Source organism: Paenibacillus sp. JT22N12 (assembly GCF_056269365.1).
Genome location: NZ_JBWDNU010000002.1, coordinates 292,138 through 309,306 on the forward strand (window position 1 = coordinate 292,138; position 17,169 = coordinate 309,306).

Sequence of the window (17,169 nt, forward strand, 5' to 3'; positions counted from 1 at the left end):
TCTCATCAGGGTGCATTCATAAGATAAATGAAGTGTAAAATTGGCTCATACTTTGCTTATATTTCAGAGGGAGGAACTTGGCTTAGCCGACAAAGAACGGCGGCAGCCGGCTCTTCTTGCGGGTTATCGCATCGATGGGGAGGAATGAGGAATGACTGCTTGGTATGAAAAGAGCTTCGGTTCTGATTATATGATTGTGTACCGTCATCGTAATTGGGAACAGGCCGTCAGAGAAGTTGAACGTATGAGCAGCTGGCTGTCGCTTCCCGGGGCTGCGAAAATTCTGGATATTGGCTGCGGAACGGGCAGACATTCTCTGGCGCTTGCGAGTCTGGGTTACTGCGTGACCGGTGTCGATCTCTCAGAAGTACTGCTGGAGCAAGCGCGAGAGCATGATAAGGAAGGGCAAATTGAAGCACTTATCCACGGCGATATGCGCCGTCTCCCCATACAGGATGGCAGTTTCCGGGCGACAGTCAATTTATTTACTTCCTTTGGCTACTTTGAAGATGAAGCTGACAACCATCGGGTGTTGAAGGAAATTCGCAGGGTTCTGACGGAGAATGGCCAGTTTCTCATTGATTTTCTTAACCCGGATTATGTCAGAAAACATCTTGTTCCCCATTCCCGGCGTGTAGACGGGCCAACGGGACTGCTGATCGATGAAGTCAGGAAGATTATGAATAATTGTGTCAGGAAGCAAATTACCATCCAACCCGAATCCGTCAGTAAAGCTGCTCGCATATATGAAGAGCGCGTCTGTCTATTGTCTTTGGAATGGTTTGAGCATGCACTTGCGGAGGCAGGATTGGCCATGGGGCGCGTATACGGCGATTATGAGGGAAATACATATGATAAAATGGAATCTCCGCGGATGATTATGACAGGGAGGGTGTCCTCTTGACCCAAGCAGCAACTGCGGTCTGGCCTGAAGGCATCATTCAGGTCAAGGTGCCGCTGCCGTTCTCTCTAAAATGGGTGAACAGCTATCTAGTGCCTGGACAGCAAGGATATACGTTAATCGACCCGGGCCTGCATACACCGGATGCCGTCCTGGCATGGAATGCGGCTCTGAAAGCTCATGAGATCGCGTATGAACAGATCCACACCATTATGCTGACTCATCAGCATCCCGACCATTACGGGCTGGCAGGCTGGTTTCAACAGCGTACAGCGGCTACCGTGCTGATGTCGGAACAATCCCATGCTTATGCGGTGCGACTTTGGGGAAATGATGATTCATTCTCGTTGGAACTGACAGATCTATATGCCCGTCACGGGATGCCCGCAGAGGTATTGAACGATATTGCTCCCCATCTGGCGGCTTTCCGCGAGAGGGTATCCCCACAGCCGGAAATTACTTATATTTCTGCTGGAGATATGCTCCAGATGGGAAGCAGGAGCTGGCTTGCCATCGATGCGCCGGGACATGCACGAGGCCAGCTGTGTCTATATGATTCCGCAGAGCGGCGGATGTTTTGCGGCGATCAGGTGCTCCCGGATATTACGCCCAATGTGAGCGTAGTGCCCGGGGAAGACGGAGATCCCCTGCAGCAGTTTCTGGACAGTCTTGTCCATCTGCGGAGCTATGAGGTGGAGCTGGCTTTTCCGGGCCACCGGGATCCGTTTACCCGCTTCGATGACCGTGCTGCCGAATTGCTGCTTCACCATGAGCGGAGATTGACGCAGATCTCGAGCCTCCTGGAAGCAGAACCCTGCAGTGGTTACGATATGTGCCAAAGGCTGTTCGGCGCACGAATCTCGGGAAATACGCATAATTTGCGTTTTGCGATGTCTGAGACGCTTGCCCATTTGTTTCATTTGGAGAATCGGGGACAAATCCACAGCAGAAGTCACAATGGGATGATCATTTTCACTTCCTGACGGCAGAAGCCGCAATTAACCAGCCCGGCGTATACTTGGATTTATCCCATTCATTTGCCCAAAGGAGCTTATTTTTGTATGCATATATCCCGTTCAGAATCACACCAGCACATTAAAAAACGAAAAACCCGGCGAATGCGAAGGCTCTTGCTGCTCAATCTGTCGATGCTGGTTGCGATCGGCATCATTATCGGCGTGTATCTCATGGTCAACCATGGTAAACAACCCAGGCTTGAAGGCGCTTCCGGCAGTGGGGGCAAGGAGCCGACGAATCAGAATACAGAGACTCCCGGGAAGGAGAATGACGCCGGAAACGGCAGGAGCGGCTCTGCTGACCCGGATGAAGCTGCGGCCGGTGCAGGAAGCGATAATTCTGCATCAAGCGGCGATTCAGCCGTGGGCTCTGATGCTGCTGCCGGTTCATCCGGTGGAACAGAATCGGCAGGCTCCGGCACTACCCCTTCCGGGGCTGTTGAAGAACCGCCTGCGGATCCGCCAGCGGGAAAACCGGCAGGTTCATCAACCGGTAACGGTTCTCCCGGTCAAGCTGACGAAGGTTCGTCAGCAGGAAGCGGATCCTCCGGTTCATCCGGTACGGATTCGTCAATGGGAAGCGGATCTTCCGGTCCATCCGGTACGGATTCGTCAATGGGAAGCGGATCATCCGGTCCATCCGGTACGGATTCATCAACGGGAAGCGGCTCCCAGAATCCGTCAGGAACGGGTTCGTCTACCGGAAACGATGCTCCGGACCAATCTGGAGGAGGAAGCGCGGATGAGGGGCGTACAATCACGCTTGGTTTTGTAGGCGATATTTTGCTTGCCGGCTCAGTGGATAAGCTGATGCAGAGCAGCGGCTACGATTATCCGTATGCCAAGTCGCTGTCTTTCCTGACGGAGCCTGATCTGATGGCGGGCAATCTCGAAACCCCCATCACGACGCGCGGAGTTCCGGCTGAAGATAAGCAGTACGTGTTCAAAGGGTCCCCGAAATCGCTACCGGCATTGAAGGAGGCGGGATTCGATCTGGTAAACCTGGCCAACAATCATACGCTTGACCAAGGGAAAGAAGGTTTGCTTGACACCATCGGCCATCTGGAGGAAGCCGGGATGCCGAATATCGGCGCAGGGAATAACGAGACGGAAGCCTATGCGCCGGTCTATCTGGAAGCCGGCGGAATCAGCGTAGCTTATATCGGTCTGACCAGAGTTGTTCCGGAGGCATCCTGGAAAGCGACAAGCGATCACGCGGGCCTTGCGGAAACCTATGACTCCACACGCGGTGTAAAAGCGATTCAGGAAGCGAAAAAAAATGCGGATCTGGTTGTTGTTATGGTTCACTGGGGAATTGAGCGTTCGGATAATCCCAACGCGGACCAGAAGCTACTGGCCCATACGTATATTGATGCCGGTGCGGATCTGGTGATCGGCAGTCATCCTCATGTTCTGCAGGGCTTCGAGACCTACAAAGGCAAATGGATTTCCTACAGCTTGGGCAATTATATTTTCAATATGACAACGACGGATAAAACCAAGGACACCGGTGTGCTGAACGCAGTCTGCACCGGCAGCGGAGACTGCACCCTCAAGTTCAATCCCATGCGTGCCGTCGCTTCCCAGCCAACGCCGCTTGAGGGAGAAGAGGCGCAAGCCCTGCTTAAACGTCTGTCGGGTATTTCCTTGAATGCCTCAATTAATTCAGAAGGGTATGTGAGCGCCAAGTGAGTGCTTTGCTTAATCCATGTGTAGCCCATCGGGGAGCTTCCGGCCTTGCGCCGGAAAATACAATGGCTGCGTTCCAAAAAGCGATGTCTTTTCCTTTCATACAGTGGATTGAGCTTGATGTCCAGCTGTCACGGGGAGGAACGCCGATTGTTATTCATGATTCTACTTTGAACCGGACAACAAGCGGCGCCGGTCCGGTGGGGGATTTTACGACCACTCAGCTGTCGCGCATGGATGCGGGGAAATGGTTCTCCAAATCCTTCGCCGGAGAACGGGTGCCGCTGCTGGAGGAGGTTCTGGATGCGACGGTAGGCAGATGCAGATTGAATATTGAGCTGAAGACCCACGGCGGCCGCTATCCGGGAATGGAGCGCCGTGTCGTGGAACTGCTTTATGAGAAGGAACTGCAGTTTGACACGGTCATCACTTCCTTCGACCAGCAGGCGCTGCGGACGGTAAGAGAACTGACCGCCGAGGTGCGGACAGGGCTGATCACGGAGGTTGCTCCGCCTTCCCTGGCGGGTGATCTGCGTGCCCTGGGAGCTTCCTTTCTCTCCATCGGCTATAAACGGGTAACGCCGGAGCTGATGAAAGAGATGCGCAGCAAGGGAATAACCGTGATGGCCTGGACCGTCAACGATGTGTCAGCCATGAAGCGTCTGGCTGCCATTGATCCCGAGCTGATGATCTGCACGAATTACCCGGACCGTTTCGCCGAATTATTGTAAGAGCAGCTGTAACCAATGAAACCGGCTCACCTACAGGTGGCCGGTTTCATTGGTTTGATCATGCTCATCGCGGTACCGCTCGCGTATTTCCAGCAGCTTGGGCAGCTGATCCATGAAGATCCGGACAAGCTGCGGGTCAAAATGGCGTCCGCTTTCTTCCCGGATCAGCTCAAGAATGCGGCCGAGCTCCCAAGCGCTCTTATAGACCCGCTTGCTGCCCAGAGCGTCGAATACATCGGCAATGGCGGTAATGCGTCCGTACAGATGAATAGCCTCGCCGCTGATGCCTCTTGGATAGCCGGAGCCGTCCCATTTCTCATGATGCTCATAAGCGATGATGGCAGCCGTTTTGAGCAGCTGGCGGCCTGAGGCTTTGAGCAGCTGGTAGCCGATGTCGGTATGCCGCTTCATCAACTCGTATTCTTCTGCGGTGAGCTTGCCCGGCTTTTGCAAAATGGCGTCGGGGATGGCGACTTTCCCGATATCGTGCATGGGCGACACGATCTTGAGCTGCTCCGCTTCTTCCACAGACAACCCGCAAGCAAGAGCCAAGACATAGGAATATTCAGATACTCGTTTGACATGATAGCCGGTTTCCTTGGAGCGGCTCTCGCCGATCTGGCCCATCGTATAGATAATTTCCCGCTGGGTGGCCTCGATCTCTTCCTGCAGCATAACGGATTCCAGAGATTTGCCCGCATAGGCTGCGGCCAGCTTCAGCTGCTCCAGGTCTTGTCCGGTGAAAACGCCGCTCGCGGTAAGCTTGTTGATGGCTTGATAGGCGCCGATGATACTGCCGTCATTGCCGACAAAAGGCACCGTAATGACCGATTGGGTCCGGTACCCTGTCCGCCTGTCATTCTCGGCATTATGTCTTGGATCGCGGTAAGCATCCTCAATCAGCAGAGATTCGCCTATGGCGATGGAATGTCCGACGATTCCGGAGCCCAGGGGAACCCGGATTTCGTTCACTCCATGCGCAACCGTGGTGAATAATTCCTGATTGGCATAATCGATCAGCCATACGGTGCATCTGTCGGCCAATATCATTTCACGACCCATGTTCGCCATCAGCAGAAGGACGCTGCTCAGGCTGCGCTCACTGCCGATTTTTGCGGTATAATCGAATATGATACGAAGCAGTTCCTCGGGGCTTCGCTCATTAGAGGTTGAACGTGCCTGCGCATCCGCATCGTTAGGGTCTTTGTTCAAAGGTGGACACTCCTTGTGAATAGTGGATCACTCAACGTGACCATTTCTACGCAGCCTCGGGTGAATCCTGCTTTGGCCGGGCACAGGATTGAGAATTAGTATATAGAAACAAAGCTTAGAGGAGGCTTTTTGGCATGGTCGGATGGGTTGACGCTTGGTGGCTTCGTCTTGCGCTTGGCTTGCTGGGCAGCGGGATCATTGCGCTGGCTGCCTACAGGGTGCGCTCTTTATCAGGATCTGGTGCTTTGGCGGCCATTATTATGGGGACAAGCTATGTAACGCTTGGCGGCCCGCTGTGGTTCGGCGCGTTAATGGTGTTCTTTGTAACCTCCACGGCTCTATCCAAATTCAAACGGCGGCACCGGGCGAAACAGGACGCCGAAGCGAATTATGCCAAAGGAAGCCGGCGCGATGCCGGGCAGGTCTGGGCAAATGGCGGTCTGGGCCTGATTTTGTGCGCCGCGCATGCCATATGGCCGGACCCGTTATGGCTTTACGCGTTCGTGGGCGTTATGGCATCCGTCAATGCGGACACCTGGGCTACCGAGCTTGGAGCGCTCAGCCGGGTGGCCCCGCGGGCCATACTCGGCGGCGCGCGCGTTCCAGTGGGAACAAGCGGCGCGGTTACGCCGCTTGGCAGTATGGCTGCCCTGGCCGGGGCAGCCGTGATCGGAGCTGCTGCTGCTCTTCTTGTATCGCCTTGGGTTACCGGCGGGCCTGGAGAGGTGCTGCCGGGCGTACTTGTCGCCGTAGGCTGTCTCGCTGGAACGGCGGGCGCCTTCGCCGATTCACTTCTCGGAGCGACGGTGCAGGCGATGTACCGCTGCCCCGTCTGCGGTGTGCAGACCGAGCGTGCCGAGCATTGCGGTGCTGCGGCGAACCGGATCAGCGGGTATGGCTGGATGACCAATGACGCGGTCAATTTGTTCTCATCCGCAGCCGCCGCTGTGCTGGCCGGAGTGATCGGCATCCTGATTGCCTAACGGCAGTCAGGCATTCCGTCACAAATTTAAGTGCAATCAGCTCTTTATCCTGTATAATATTGGGTTGACAGCGCATTCACGCAACGAGTATTCTAACTCTGACATAAGCTTAAGCTTCAAAATGGATGAATTGTAAAAGTTTGAAAGCCAGTCAATCCATCAGAGAGGAGCTTGACCGCAATTGAACATGGAAACGTCTGCGCTGCTTGCGAGGCAGCAGCAACAAGAACCGATTCTGCGGGCGGTTAATGTGAAGAAAGTATTTGGCCGGGGCGAGACGGCGGTTACAGCCGTTAAGAATATTCATTTGGATATTGCTGCAGGTTCTATGGTTGCGCTCAAGGGCCGCTCGGGCTCAGGCAAGACGACGCTGCTTAATTTGCTGGCCGCGCTGGATCAGCCGACAGAAGGTTATGTGCTGTTTAACGGACAGGAGCTGTCCAGACTGCCGGAGAAGCAGCGCAGCGTCTGGAGACGCTCCCAGCTGGGACTTGTTTTTCAGGCATTCGGATTAATACCTCTGATGTCCGCTTATGAGAATGTTGAATTCGCCCTGCGTATCGCCGGAACCGATAAGAAGCTCAACAAGGAGCGTGCCGAGACTGCGCTGGAGTGGGTGGGCATGAAGTCGCGCATGAAGCATCGTCCTCCCGAATTGTCGGGCGGGGAGCAGCAGCGTGTGGCCATTGCAAGAGCGATTGCGCACGAGCCCTTGCTGCTGCTGGCCGATGAGCCGACGGCGGAGCTGGACAGCCGGATGGGGCTTCAGGTAATCAAGGTATTCCGCGATCTGGTGGAGCGTCGCGGCATGACCGTAGTTATGACGACCCACGATCCCGGCATTATGGAGATCGTCGACCATGTCATTGCATTGGAGGATGGGGAGATTGTCGCTGAACCTAATTCATAGCCGCCGCAAACGGCTGCTGAAGCAATCGACGCTGCTGCTGCTCGCAGCCTCATTATTATCGGGCTGTTCCCTGCTGCCCGGGGGAGAAGAAACGCTTGCACCCCCGCTTATCAAGCCGGCGCAGGAGAAGTTCGATTCCGTTGAAGTGAAGAAAGGGACCATTGAACGTTTCTTCTCAGGAACCGCAGTAGTGTCTTCCAAACACAGCATACCGCTATTTTATAAAGATAACGGAAGATTGAAGGAAATTCATGTCAACCAGAACGATGTCGTGAAAGCCGGCCAGCTCCTCGCCGAGCTCGATATGGGCGATCTGGATCTGCGCATCAAGCTGCAGAAGCTGAATCTTGAGCGGGCTACGCTTGAATTTTCCAAGGTGAAGCAGGCGGGGGCGGATGCGGGCGAAGTCAGACTTCGCGAAATCGACAGGGAGCGCGAACAGATTTCGCTGGATTCCCTGGAGCAGGAGGCCGAGGCGGCCAGGCTGACCGCGCCGATTGATGGAATCGTTACTTACAAGGATACGATTGCGGCAGGCGATAGTGTAACCGGCTACAAACCGCTGGTGAGCGTCTCTGATCCGAAGCAGCTTTACCTGGTATGCGAAGCGGAGGATCCCAAAACGATCTCGCCGATCCAGTTTCACATGGACGTAGAAGTGACCGTAGACAATACGAAGATCATGGGGAAGGTGGTTCAATCCCCTTCCAGCGCTCCTTTTACCGATAACAAGGAGCAGGCTGAGCGCAATGCCAAGCTGCTTTATATTGAACTGAACGAACCAAGCAGCAAGCTCGTTATGGGAGAAACCGTTCAGCTTCACATCATGCTGGAGAAGCATGACGATGTTATCGTGCTTCCGCGCAGCGGTCTGCGCACTTATTTGGGACGAACCTATGTGCAGGTGCTTGACGGCGACCGCCGCAAGGAGGTTGACGTGGAGGCGGGAATCATGACTGCGACGGAAGTGGAGATCGTCAAGGGACTCGAGCCCGGCGAGCAGGTTATCCTGAACAATTAGTCCGCGTGATGCCTGACTTAAGGGACAAGAAGAGGTGAAACGACGATGGCCTTATGGACGATGATTTTTCGCAAAATGGCGAAGAATCGTTGGCTTCAGCTAAATTTGTGGTTCGGCTTGACGATTTGTGTCGCATTGTTCAGCTCTATGCCCTTATACTCCCATGCCATACTCCAGCGTACGCTCACCAAGGAGCTGCAGCAGCTGCAAAAGGATCAGAATATTTACCCCGGCTATATCCGCGCGGCTACATCGGTATCTCCGGGTGAAAGGACTTTCGATCAAACCCGGAACATGATTGCCCAGGCGGACCGTTATATGGAAAATGCGCCAAGGCGTTTCAGACTAGATGCCCAGTCTTACCTGGTGTCCAGGTCCACACAGTCCTTCCGCGTGTTTCCTGCGGATGGCTCTGAGCGCGAGCTGAAGGAAATGAACGTCAGCGGAAGCTTCCGGACTCTGACCGATCTGGAGAAGCGCGTCCGCCTGATCGATGGGCGTTTTCCCGATCCGGGCCGCAGCGACGGGGTTTATGAAGCTGTCGTCACGCAGAAGTTTATTATTGATCTGAAGCGGGATCTGGATCATGAGTTTGTTTATACCAACAAAGACACCGGTGAGAAAATCCGTGTGCTGGTGGTGGGGCTGGTTGAGAGCAGTCCGCAGAATATCTACGATCAATTCAACGTGGAGAGTTATAACTCATCGTTCTACATACCGTTCGAACGTTTCGAGCAGGATTTTGTCCAGAAGGAAAACGTGCTCAAGCTCTCCAGCATTACATGGCAGTATTCGCTTGATTATGAGCAGCTGAACATCGATGATATCGCAAATTTCACGGGCCAAAGCCAGGCGATGACCAATTATTTTACGATGCGTCTTGGCATTGCGTCGGTCGATATTCCGGCGAAGAATCCCATCCAGTCGTACACGGAAAAGAAGGAAAAGCTCGACATCATGCTGTGGTCGCTGTACTCGCCGGTGATGTTCATGCTCGCTTTCTATCTGTATATGGCGGCGAATCTCATCATCGAGCGGCAGAAGACGGAGATCTCAGTCCTCCGCAGCCGCGGAGCGAGCCGGCTGCAGATCATGCTGGTGTTCACCGTGGAGAGCGTGATTCTGGGGCTGCTGGCCCTGTTGGTCGGACCGTTCGTGGGCGTGTATTTCACGAAGATTCTCGGAGCCTCCAACGGCTTCCTGGAGTTTGTGCAGCGTTCGTCGCTCGATGTAGCCTTAAACAGTGCCTCATACAAGGTTGCGGCTGCGGCTGTGGTCGGTTCGATTATCCTGATTCTTGTTCCGGCATTTCTGGCAACGCGGATTTCGATTGTCGGACATAAACAGCAGCTCGCCCGCTCCAGCAAAATGTCCTTCTGGCATAAAACAGGCATCGACCTGATTCTGCTGGCGGTTTCGATTTATCTGCTTGTCGGTTTCAATAAGCGGTTGGATCAGCTGCAGCAGCTTGCGCTTGATCCTACTGCGCTGCAGGTCGACCCGCTCCTGTTCTTTATGCCGGCATTGTTTGCGCTTGGCTGCGGCTTGCTGCTGCTGCGTATTTATCCCTGGTTGATTAAGCTGATTTATTGGATAGGGCGAAGGTGGTGGACCCCCGCTCTCTATTCCACCCTGCTGCAGATCAGCCGCTCGTCCACGCAGTATTTGACGATCAAGGTGTTTCTGATTATGACCGTTGCCATGGGACTGTTCAGCGCCAATGCCGCGAGGACCATCAACGGAAACATGGAGGATGCGATTCACTATACGACCGGATCGGATATTCAACTGCAAATCCACTGGGATAACGATGCTCCCCCGCCCGCAATGTCAGGCGGGCCAGGAGGCGCCGAGTCCCCCGAGGATGCGGCCGCAAAGCCGAAAGTCATAACCTACACCGAGCCCTCCTTTATCCAGATGACGGAGCTGGCTGGGGTGGACAAGGCGGCACGCGTATTCCGCAAACCGGATGCCAGCTTCAGTGCAAGCGGGGGGGACAGCGCAACTACGCTATACGGAATTGATACCCTTGATTTTGGCAATGTGGCCTGGATGCGCAGCGGGCTGCTTGATCATCACATCAACAGCTATCTGAACCTGATTGCTTCCGATCCGAAGGCTGTGCTGATCTCCAGATCAATCGCGGACAAGTACCAGGTGAAGCCGGGCGATCCCATATCCGTCAAGTGGAGCGGATTGGACAACGCCGGGTTTACCGTGTATGGCATCATTGATTATTGGCCGGGCTGGAACCCGCTGCCCGTTGGCGGTGTCAGCGAAGATCAGGATGATGAAAATGTCCGGCTGCCAAACCTGATTGTCGGGCACCTATCCTACATCCAGAACCATCTGGCTCTGGAGCCGTACGAGGTGTGGATCAAGCTTAAGGAAGATGCAACCAGCAAAGTGATTTATGATGACCTGATAAAGAAGGAAATCCCTGTCGAAGAGCTGGTGGATGCCAATCAGCAGCTGATCCGCTCCAAAAATGATCCATTCCGGCTTGCCATCAATGGCGTCATGACGCTTGGTTTTGTCATATCGATGATGATCAGCTTCTTCGGCTTTCTGCTGTTCTGGGTGCTGACGTTGGCCGGACGCACGCTGCAATTCGGGATTTTGCGGGCAATGGGCATCTCGTTCATGCAGATTATCGGCATGCTGCTCAGCGAGCAGCTGCTCACCTCGGCAGCGGCCATTCTCATGGGCGTGTGGATTGGAAATACGGTGAGCGACTTGTTCGTTCCGCTGTTCCAGCTGTCCTTCAGCGCCGCGGAGCAGGTGCCGCCGTTCGAGATTATTCATCAGCTCAGCGATTATGTACAGCTGTACAGCGTGGTTGGCGTGATGCTGCTCATCGGGCTCATCGTCATCGGAGTAAGGGTCTCCAGAATGAAAATTACGCAGGCGCTTAAGCTTGGGGAGGATTAAGCTTATGATCCATTGCGATGGACTTGTCAAAATTTATAAGACAGACGATCTTGAAGTTGTCGCCCTGCAGGGGCTTGACCTGCATGTGCAGGCTGGCGAGCTGATGGCGATTATCGGCAACAGCGGCAGCGGCAAATCGACACTGCTCAATATGCTGGGCGGCCTTGACCGGCCCTCAGCCGGTACGCTGCTCGTCAATGATCAGGACCTGCTGAAATTCGCGGAACGCGATCTGGTCAAATACAAGCGCGAAACCGTCGGATTCGTCTGGCAGAGCAATGCCCGCAATCTGATTCCCTATCTGACGGCGCTGGAGAACGTGGAGCTTCCCATCCTGCTCAAAGGCCGCCGCAAGCGCCTGCGCGCGTTGGAGCTGCTTGATGCTGTTGGACTCAGCCACCGGATCAAGAACCGGCTGAGCGAGCTCTCAGGCGGCGAGCAGCAGCGGGTGGCGATAGCCATAGCGCTGGCTAATGAACCGAAGCTGCTGCTCGCCGACGAGCCCACGGGCTCGCTGGATACGCGGATGTCGGATCAGATTCTGGATCTGTTCCGGGAGCTGAACCGGAAGATCGGCATAACAATCGTTATTGTCACGCATGACCCGCTGCTTGCCCGGAAGGTTGACCGTGTTGTGGCGATCCGCGACGGCAAGACCTCTTCAGAGATCATCCGCCGCCAATCGTATGCGGAGGAGCTTGCGGAGCTTGAGAGGGGCGGGTTATTCAAGCAGGAAGCAAGCCATGTCGAGTATGCCGTGATCGACAAGGCAGGGCGTCTGCAGATTCCTGCCAATTACCTGCAGGCGGATGAGTTCAAGGAGAAAAACAAGGTGCGGGTGGAGATGGAGGAAGGGCGAATCGTGTTGTATCCGCCGGAGGACTAAGGCCTGCTGTTCATACTGAAGAGTCAATTCAAAAACCATAGCACCATCAAAAAGAAGTCCCACCATTAAACGGAGGGACTTCTTTTTGATGAATACATATTAGATAACACGGCGAGCCGTTCTTACTTCGTCAATTCTTCCATCTGCGCGATAAGCTCTTCAAACACGCTCATCGCCTGCTCAATCGGCTCAGGCGTGGACATGTCGACGCCGGCCTTCTTGAGGATATTGATGGAGAAATCGCTGCCTCCGCTTTTCAGGAAGCCGAGATAACGCTCAACGGCAGGCGCGCCCTCCTCGAGAATTTGCTTCGAGAAGCTGGTGGCTGCAGAGAAGCCTGTCGCATATTTATAGACATAGAAGCTCGTGTAGAAGTGGGGGATACGGGCCCATTCCATTTCGATATCCTTGTCCACGACCATGTTCGGGCCGTAGTACTGCTTGTTGAGCTCATAATAGATTTTGCTGAGCTGATCCGGGGTCAGCGATTCGCCTTGCTCGGCTTTCTCGTGAATGATTTTCTCGAATTCGGCGAACATGGTTTGACGGAAAACCGTTGTCCGGAACTGATCCGCATAATAGGTGAGCAGGTACATTTTTTCCTTCGGATCGGTTGATTTCTTCAGCATATAATCCATTAGAAGCGCCTCGTTGAGCGTTGAAGCGACTTCGGCCAGGAAGATGGTATACTGCGCATCGCGGTAATCCTGATTGCCGTCGGAATAATAAGAGTGAAGCGCGTGGCCCATCTCGTGCGTCAATGTGAACATGCTGTTCAGATTATCTTTATGATTGAGCAGCACATAGGGATGCGTGCCGTAAGCGCCCCAGCTGTAGGCGCCGCTGCGTTTGCCTTCATTCTCGTAAACGTCGATCCATCTGTCCTGGAAGCCTTTATCCAGCACCTGCAAATAGTCCTTGCCCAGCGGTTCAAGACTCTCTTTGACCGTTTCCTTGGCCTGCTCGAAGCTGATGTCCATCTTGAATTCATCGACAAGCGGAGCGAACAGGTCATACATATGAAGCTCATCCACCTTGAGCAGCTTCTTGCGCAGCTCCATGTAGCGGTGCATCAGCGGCAGATGCTTATGCACGGCATCGATGAGGTTGGTGTACACCTCTTTGGGAATGTTGTCGCCATAGAGGGACATTTCCAGGGTAGACGGATATTTGCGGGCGCGCGAGTAGAAAATGTTCTTGGTCACATTCGCGCTGAGCGTCGAAGCGAGCGTGTTTTTAAGCTTGCCGTAGGTGTCGTACATAGCTTTAAAGCCATTCTTGCGAACCTCACGGTTTTTGCTTTCCAGAAACTGTATGTAACGGCCCTGCGTCAATTCCACTTCTTCGCCATTCTCATCCTTGACCTTGGGGAACTTGAGATCTGCGTTGTTCAGCATGCTGAAAATCGTGCCCGGCGCCTGGCTCACATTCCCGACCGCAGCGAGGAGAGCTTCCTCGGATTTGGATAGAATATGGGCTTTCTCCCGGCGCATTTCTTCCAGCGTATGACGGTATTTGGCCAAATCGGAATTGTTGATCATTGCTTCGAGATCGGCATCGGAGAGACTCAGAATTTCAGGCGTTATAAAGGACAACGCTTCTCCTGTTTCGACGCTGAGCTTCTTGGATTTCTCGGATAAAGCCTGGAATTCGGCCTCAGCCGTGTCTTCATGATGCTTCAAATTGGCATACACATAGAGCCGCTCCACATGCTGCGACAGCTCATCCTCAAGCTCAAAGCAGCTTTTCACTTGTTTGGGGTCGGCAAGCTTTCCTTCGAAGGCATTGACTTTCTTCATCAGTTCCTTCGCGTGCGAATATTCCTTGTCCCATGCAGACTGGCTTTCGAACAAATCTTCCAGCTTCCAGCTATTCTCAGGCGCGGTTTCGGAACGTTTGGGTACGTGGTTCATCGGAATCCCCCTCGGTTGATTAATAGATGACGGAACTGCGGGTACAGAAGCGGGCAGGTGCAAGGACACGCTGCTGGCGGGCAGCAGGGACAACGACAATACAATGGGAAGCCACTTCATGATTGAGGTTCACGCTCCTAGGTACAGTCTGCACCTAGTCTTGCCCGCGAACAGTCTCGTTATGACCCCATCGTAGTTAAACTATAAACAATCAAGAAAAAAGCAAACGCGATAAATACAATTGCGGCGATTGCGAGGCCTCTTCGCAGGCTCGCGGGTATGTTGTTGCGCTGCATAATGATCAGGATGCCCAGCGAAAAAGCTGCGACGATAAAAATAATCGTAGCTGTCGTATCCAATTTCTTTCAAGCTCCCTCCGCACAACCTATTCAGCCGGCAGGCCGGCTATGACCTGCTCTTGTATGTCTTCGATATGCAGGATGAATTTTCCTTCAATCCTTCAGGAAGAAACATGCCCCGGCATCTGCACTAGACAGAGCGGAAGCCTTCCATAATCGCTGCAAGCTCTTCCTCGCGGCCTTCAAAGCTCTCGGGCTTAAAACGGTTCTCGGCCCAGTGGAGCATTTCCGGGCGGCTGACGAATGTGTGGCATTCCTCGCCCCATTGATCGGAAATTTCCCGGACGATCAGCGTTTTCCCCTGAACCTCGACGTTCAGCATATTATACTTGTCCGTTTTATAAATTTGTACTTTCTTAAACATACGGTACATTCCCTCCAGCATAGTGGCGTATCCATCAATCATAGCGAATACAGGGGGTAGAAATCAAATAAGTTTCGTGATAAAATTTGTTCACCTTTTTAGCGGAGTACTTGATACTCCTGGTTTTGAAGTGGGAAGAGAGCATTTAGCCGGGTTTTGAGTTGAGATGAGCCGAGCAGAGGAGAGAAGAGCGATGAAGAAAAGGTATGAACAGGTCGGCGTTGCAGTGACATGCCGGGGATTTGACGAATATGTGAGGATGTTTGATCTGTCTGAGGATGAGCTCAAGGCAGGAGAAATTCTTGACATTGCATCTGGCGGTTCGTCCTTCACAGCGGATGCAGGCGGCTTGGGCTTCAAGGCGATGGCGGTTGATCCGCGGTATGCGCTTGACCCGGCTGTGTTATTCACCGAAGCCGAGGCGGAAATATCCCTCTCGACGGCTAAGCTTGAGGGTCTTACAGATCAGTTCGATATGTCCTATTACGGCAATATGAGCAATCACAGAGCCGGGCGCGAGAAGTCGCTTGGACGGTTTGCCGCCCATTACGGTGATCCCGAGGCAAGAGCGCGATGTTATGCGGCTGGAAGTCTTCCGGCACTGCCCTTTGCGGACTGGCGTTTCTCCCTTGTTCTGTGCAGCCACTTTCTGTTTTTATATGAAGAACAATTTGATTTTGCTTTCCATAGGCAAGCGGTTCTGGAGATGATGAGGGTTTGCCGTCCAGGAGGAGGCATCCGCATCTATCCCCTGATGTCTCTAAGCGGGGAGATATACCCGCATCTGGATGCGCTTCTAGAAGTGATTCAGGCCGAAGGCGGAAAGGCGGAATTGTTCCGGACCGGGCTTCCTTTTATTCCCGGCTCCGAGAGCGGATTGTTTATCGGGATGTAATTGCAACTGCCCCATATTAGGTGTATAATGGAAACACACGTCATTTAATGACGTTATTTTAGGAGGTTGTTCAATTGACAGGAACAGTAAAATGGTTTAACGCAGAGAAAGGCTATGGTTTCATTCAAGTCGAAGGCGGAGAAGATGTATTCGTACATTTTTCTGCAATTCAAGGAGATGGCTTCAAGTCGTTGGATGAAGGTCAGGCTGTAGAATTTGATATCACTGAAGGCAATCGCGGAGCACAAGCTGCCAACGTCGTGAAGTTGTAGGATCGGACACAATCGCACAAACACATGTCCCAACGTATATAAAACCCGACAATTTATTGTCGGGTTTTTCTTATGGAATGTCTGGAATGTTCGCAGGCTGACTTGCGCCAATGCCCGAGTGCTTTGACCCCGAGGCTTGCATGATGATAAAATGAGGGTTGGAATTCACCTTAAGGGGAGCGATTTGAAAATGAAATTCAAGTTGTTTAAAGACCGCAAAGGCAAGGCCGACCAGGCTAAAAATAATAAATTTGTCAAACTCGCCCGCGAAATCTATGTACATGCCCGCAAGGGAGGACCTAATCCGGAATCCAATTTTGCTCTCAAAACGGCGATAACCGCGGCAAGGGCCGAGCAGATGCCGGTTGATAATATCGAGCGCGCCATCAAAAAGGCGGCAGGAAGTACAGATGGCGTGGATTACGAAGAAATCATGTACGAAGGTTATGGCCCCGGCGGCGTGGCCATTATGGTGCGCTGTTTGACCGATAACCGCAACCGGACGGCTGCGGATGTCCGCTCCATCTTCAACAAGCGGGGCGGCAACATGGGGGAGTCCGGCTGCGTCGCCTATATGTTTGATCAGAAAGGGCTGATCGTCATTGACCGGGAGCAGAATGACACCGATGAAGATGCGATGATTATGATGGCGCTCGAAGGCGGGGCGGAGGATGTTATCGTGAATGACGACAGCTATGAAATTCTCACCGACCCGCAGGAGTTTGAGCGGGTGAAAGGGGCGCTTGAGCATGACGGTTACGGGTTCAGCAGCGCCGCTGTCCGATGGCTGCCTCAAAACACGATCAAAGCGGAAGGCGAGAATGCCGAGAAGCTGCTCAAGATGATGGACGCTTTTGAAGACAATGAAGACGTGCAGGACGTTTTTGCCAACTTCGAAATCGATGAGGATGAATAGAAGCTCACCGGACCGACTCTGATTGTTCCGATTGTTTAAATACGGCTCGTCTTGTTACTGCTTTTATAGTTCAAACCAGCCCCTTCCGGCTTCGCGGCTTTTGATTGCGCGAACAGCCGGCAAGGGCTTTTTTTATACTTTGTTTAGAACTTATTTAGAAGGAATCAAGA

Annotated in this window: 16 protein-coding genes; 12 read left to right on the top strand and 4 right to left on the bottom strand. The window is 53.3% G+C overall.

Features of this window, described 5'->3' with window-relative positions; translation table 11 throughout:
* The first annotated feature begins 151 nt into the window (after positions 1 to 151).
* The 4 genes from AC0YOA_RS06965 (at position 152) to AC0YOA_RS06980 (ending at position 4,337) form a co-directional block, all read left to right on the top strand.
* Positions 152 to 904 (top strand): class I SAM-dependent methyltransferase, encoded by a 753-nt coding sequence (locus AC0YOA_RS06965; protein WP_475785994.1) that lies wholly within the window; start codon positions 152 to 154, stop codon positions 902 to 904.
* Positions 901 to 1,884: an MBL fold metallo-hydrolase gene (locus AC0YOA_RS06970; RefSeq protein WP_475785995.1), complete on the top strand. Its 984-nt coding sequence runs from the start codon at positions 901 to 903 to the stop codon at positions 1,882 to 1,884. Before AC0YOA_RS06965 ends, AC0YOA_RS06970 begins: the two co-directional genes overlap by 4 nt.
* A 135-nt stretch (positions 1,885 to 2,019) precedes the next feature.
* The gene (locus tag AC0YOA_RS06975; protein WP_475785996.1) at positions 2,020 to 3,609 is read left to right on the top strand and encodes a CapA family protein; all 1,590 of its coding nucleotides are present in this window, start codon (positions 2,020 to 2,022) and stop codon (positions 3,607 to 3,609) included.
* A 5-nt stretch (positions 3,610 to 3,614) separates the two neighbouring features.
* Positions 3,615 to 4,337 (top strand): glycerophosphodiester phosphodiesterase, encoded by a 723-nt coding sequence (locus AC0YOA_RS06980; RefSeq protein WP_475768938.1) that lies wholly within the window; start codon positions 3,615 to 3,617, stop codon positions 4,335 to 4,337.
* A 30-nt stretch (positions 4,338 to 4,367) separates the two neighbouring features.
* Here AC0YOA_RS06980 and AC0YOA_RS06985 read toward each other — a convergent pair whose 3' ends face one another.
* The gene (locus AC0YOA_RS06985) at positions 4,368 to 5,549 is read right to left on the bottom strand and encodes an HD domain-containing phosphohydrolase (protein ID WP_475785997.1); all 1,182 of its coding nucleotides are present in this window, start codon (positions 5,547 to 5,549) and stop codon (positions 4,368 to 4,370) included.
* Positions 5,550 to 5,683: 134 nt separating this feature from the next.
* Here AC0YOA_RS06985 and AC0YOA_RS06990 point away from each other — a divergent pair, with 134 nt between their 5' ends.
* The 5 genes from AC0YOA_RS06990 to AC0YOA_RS07010 all read left to right on the top strand — a co-directional run bounded on the left by AC0YOA_RS06990 (position 5,684) and on the right by AC0YOA_RS07010 (position 12,280).
* A complete protein-coding gene (locus AC0YOA_RS06990) occupies positions 5,684 to 6,532 on the top strand; it encodes a DUF92 domain-containing protein (RefSeq protein ID WP_475785998.1) in 849 nt (282 codons plus the stop codon).
* Between the two features lie 187 nt (positions 6,533 to 6,719).
* Positions 6,720 to 7,442, top strand: a complete 723-nt coding sequence (locus AC0YOA_RS06995) for an ABC transporter ATP-binding protein (protein WP_210046940.1) — start codon at positions 6,720 to 6,722, stop codon at positions 7,440 to 7,442.
* The gene (locus AC0YOA_RS07000) at positions 7,420 to 8,463 is read left to right on the top strand and encodes an efflux RND transporter periplasmic adaptor subunit (protein WP_475785999.1); all 1,044 of its coding nucleotides are present in this window, start codon (positions 7,420 to 7,422) and stop codon (positions 8,461 to 8,463) included. The genes AC0YOA_RS06995 and AC0YOA_RS07000 overlap by 23 nt, the downstream gene beginning before the upstream one ends.
* Positions 8,464 to 8,508: 45 nt before the next feature.
* A complete protein-coding gene (locus AC0YOA_RS07005; protein ID WP_475786000.1) occupies positions 8,509 to 11,394 on the top strand; it encodes an ABC transporter permease in 2,886 nt (961 codons plus the stop codon).
* Positions 11,395 to 11,398: 4 nt separating this feature from the next.
* Positions 11,399 to 12,280, top strand: coding sequence for an ABC transporter ATP-binding protein (locus tag AC0YOA_RS07010; protein ID WP_475786001.1), 882 nt, complete (start codon positions 11,399 to 11,401; stop codon positions 12,278 to 12,280).
* A 122-nt stretch (positions 12,281 to 12,402) separates the two neighbouring features.
* On the opposite strand, the gene pepF is transcribed toward AC0YOA_RS07010, so the two are convergent.
* From pepF to AC0YOA_RS07025, 3 genes are all read right to left on the bottom strand, one after another.
* Positions 12,403 to 14,193, bottom strand: coding sequence for an oligoendopeptidase F (pepF, locus tag AC0YOA_RS07015; RefSeq protein ID WP_475786623.1), 1,791 nt, complete (start codon positions 14,191 to 14,193; stop codon positions 12,403 to 12,405).
* Between the two features lie 179 nt (positions 14,194 to 14,372).
* Positions 14,373 to 14,552 carry a hypothetical protein gene (locus AC0YOA_RS07020; RefSeq protein ID WP_210046916.1) on the bottom strand — a complete coding sequence of 60 codons (180 nt, stop codon included), beginning with the start codon at positions 14,550 to 14,552 and terminating at the stop codon, positions 14,373 to 14,375.
* A gap of 130 nt (positions 14,553 to 14,682) precedes the next feature.
* A complete protein-coding gene (locus AC0YOA_RS07025; protein ID WP_210046917.1) occupies positions 14,683 to 14,916 on the bottom strand; it encodes a hypothetical protein in 234 nt (77 codons plus the stop codon).
* Positions 14,917 to 15,109: 193 nt separating this feature from the next.
* Between AC0YOA_RS07025 and AC0YOA_RS07030 the strand changes: the two genes are divergently transcribed.
* The 3 genes from AC0YOA_RS07030 (at position 15,110) to AC0YOA_RS07040 (ending at position 16,999) form a co-directional block, all read left to right on the top strand.
* Positions 15,110 to 15,811 (top strand): class I SAM-dependent methyltransferase, encoded by a 702-nt coding sequence (locus AC0YOA_RS07030; RefSeq protein WP_475786002.1) that lies wholly within the window; start codon positions 15,110 to 15,112, stop codon positions 15,809 to 15,811.
* Between the two features lie 74 nt (positions 15,812 to 15,885).
* Positions 15,886 to 16,083, top strand: a complete 198-nt coding sequence (locus tag AC0YOA_RS07035) for a cold shock domain-containing protein (RefSeq protein ID WP_188993153.1) — start codon at positions 15,886 to 15,888, stop codon at positions 16,081 to 16,083.
* Between the two features lie 190 nt (positions 16,084 to 16,273).
* Entirely contained in the window at positions 16,274 to 16,999 is a 726-nt protein-coding gene (locus tag AC0YOA_RS07040) for a YebC/PmpR family DNA-binding transcriptional regulator (RefSeq protein ID WP_475786003.1), read from the top strand.
* Positions 17,000 to 17,169: the final 170 nt, after the last annotated feature.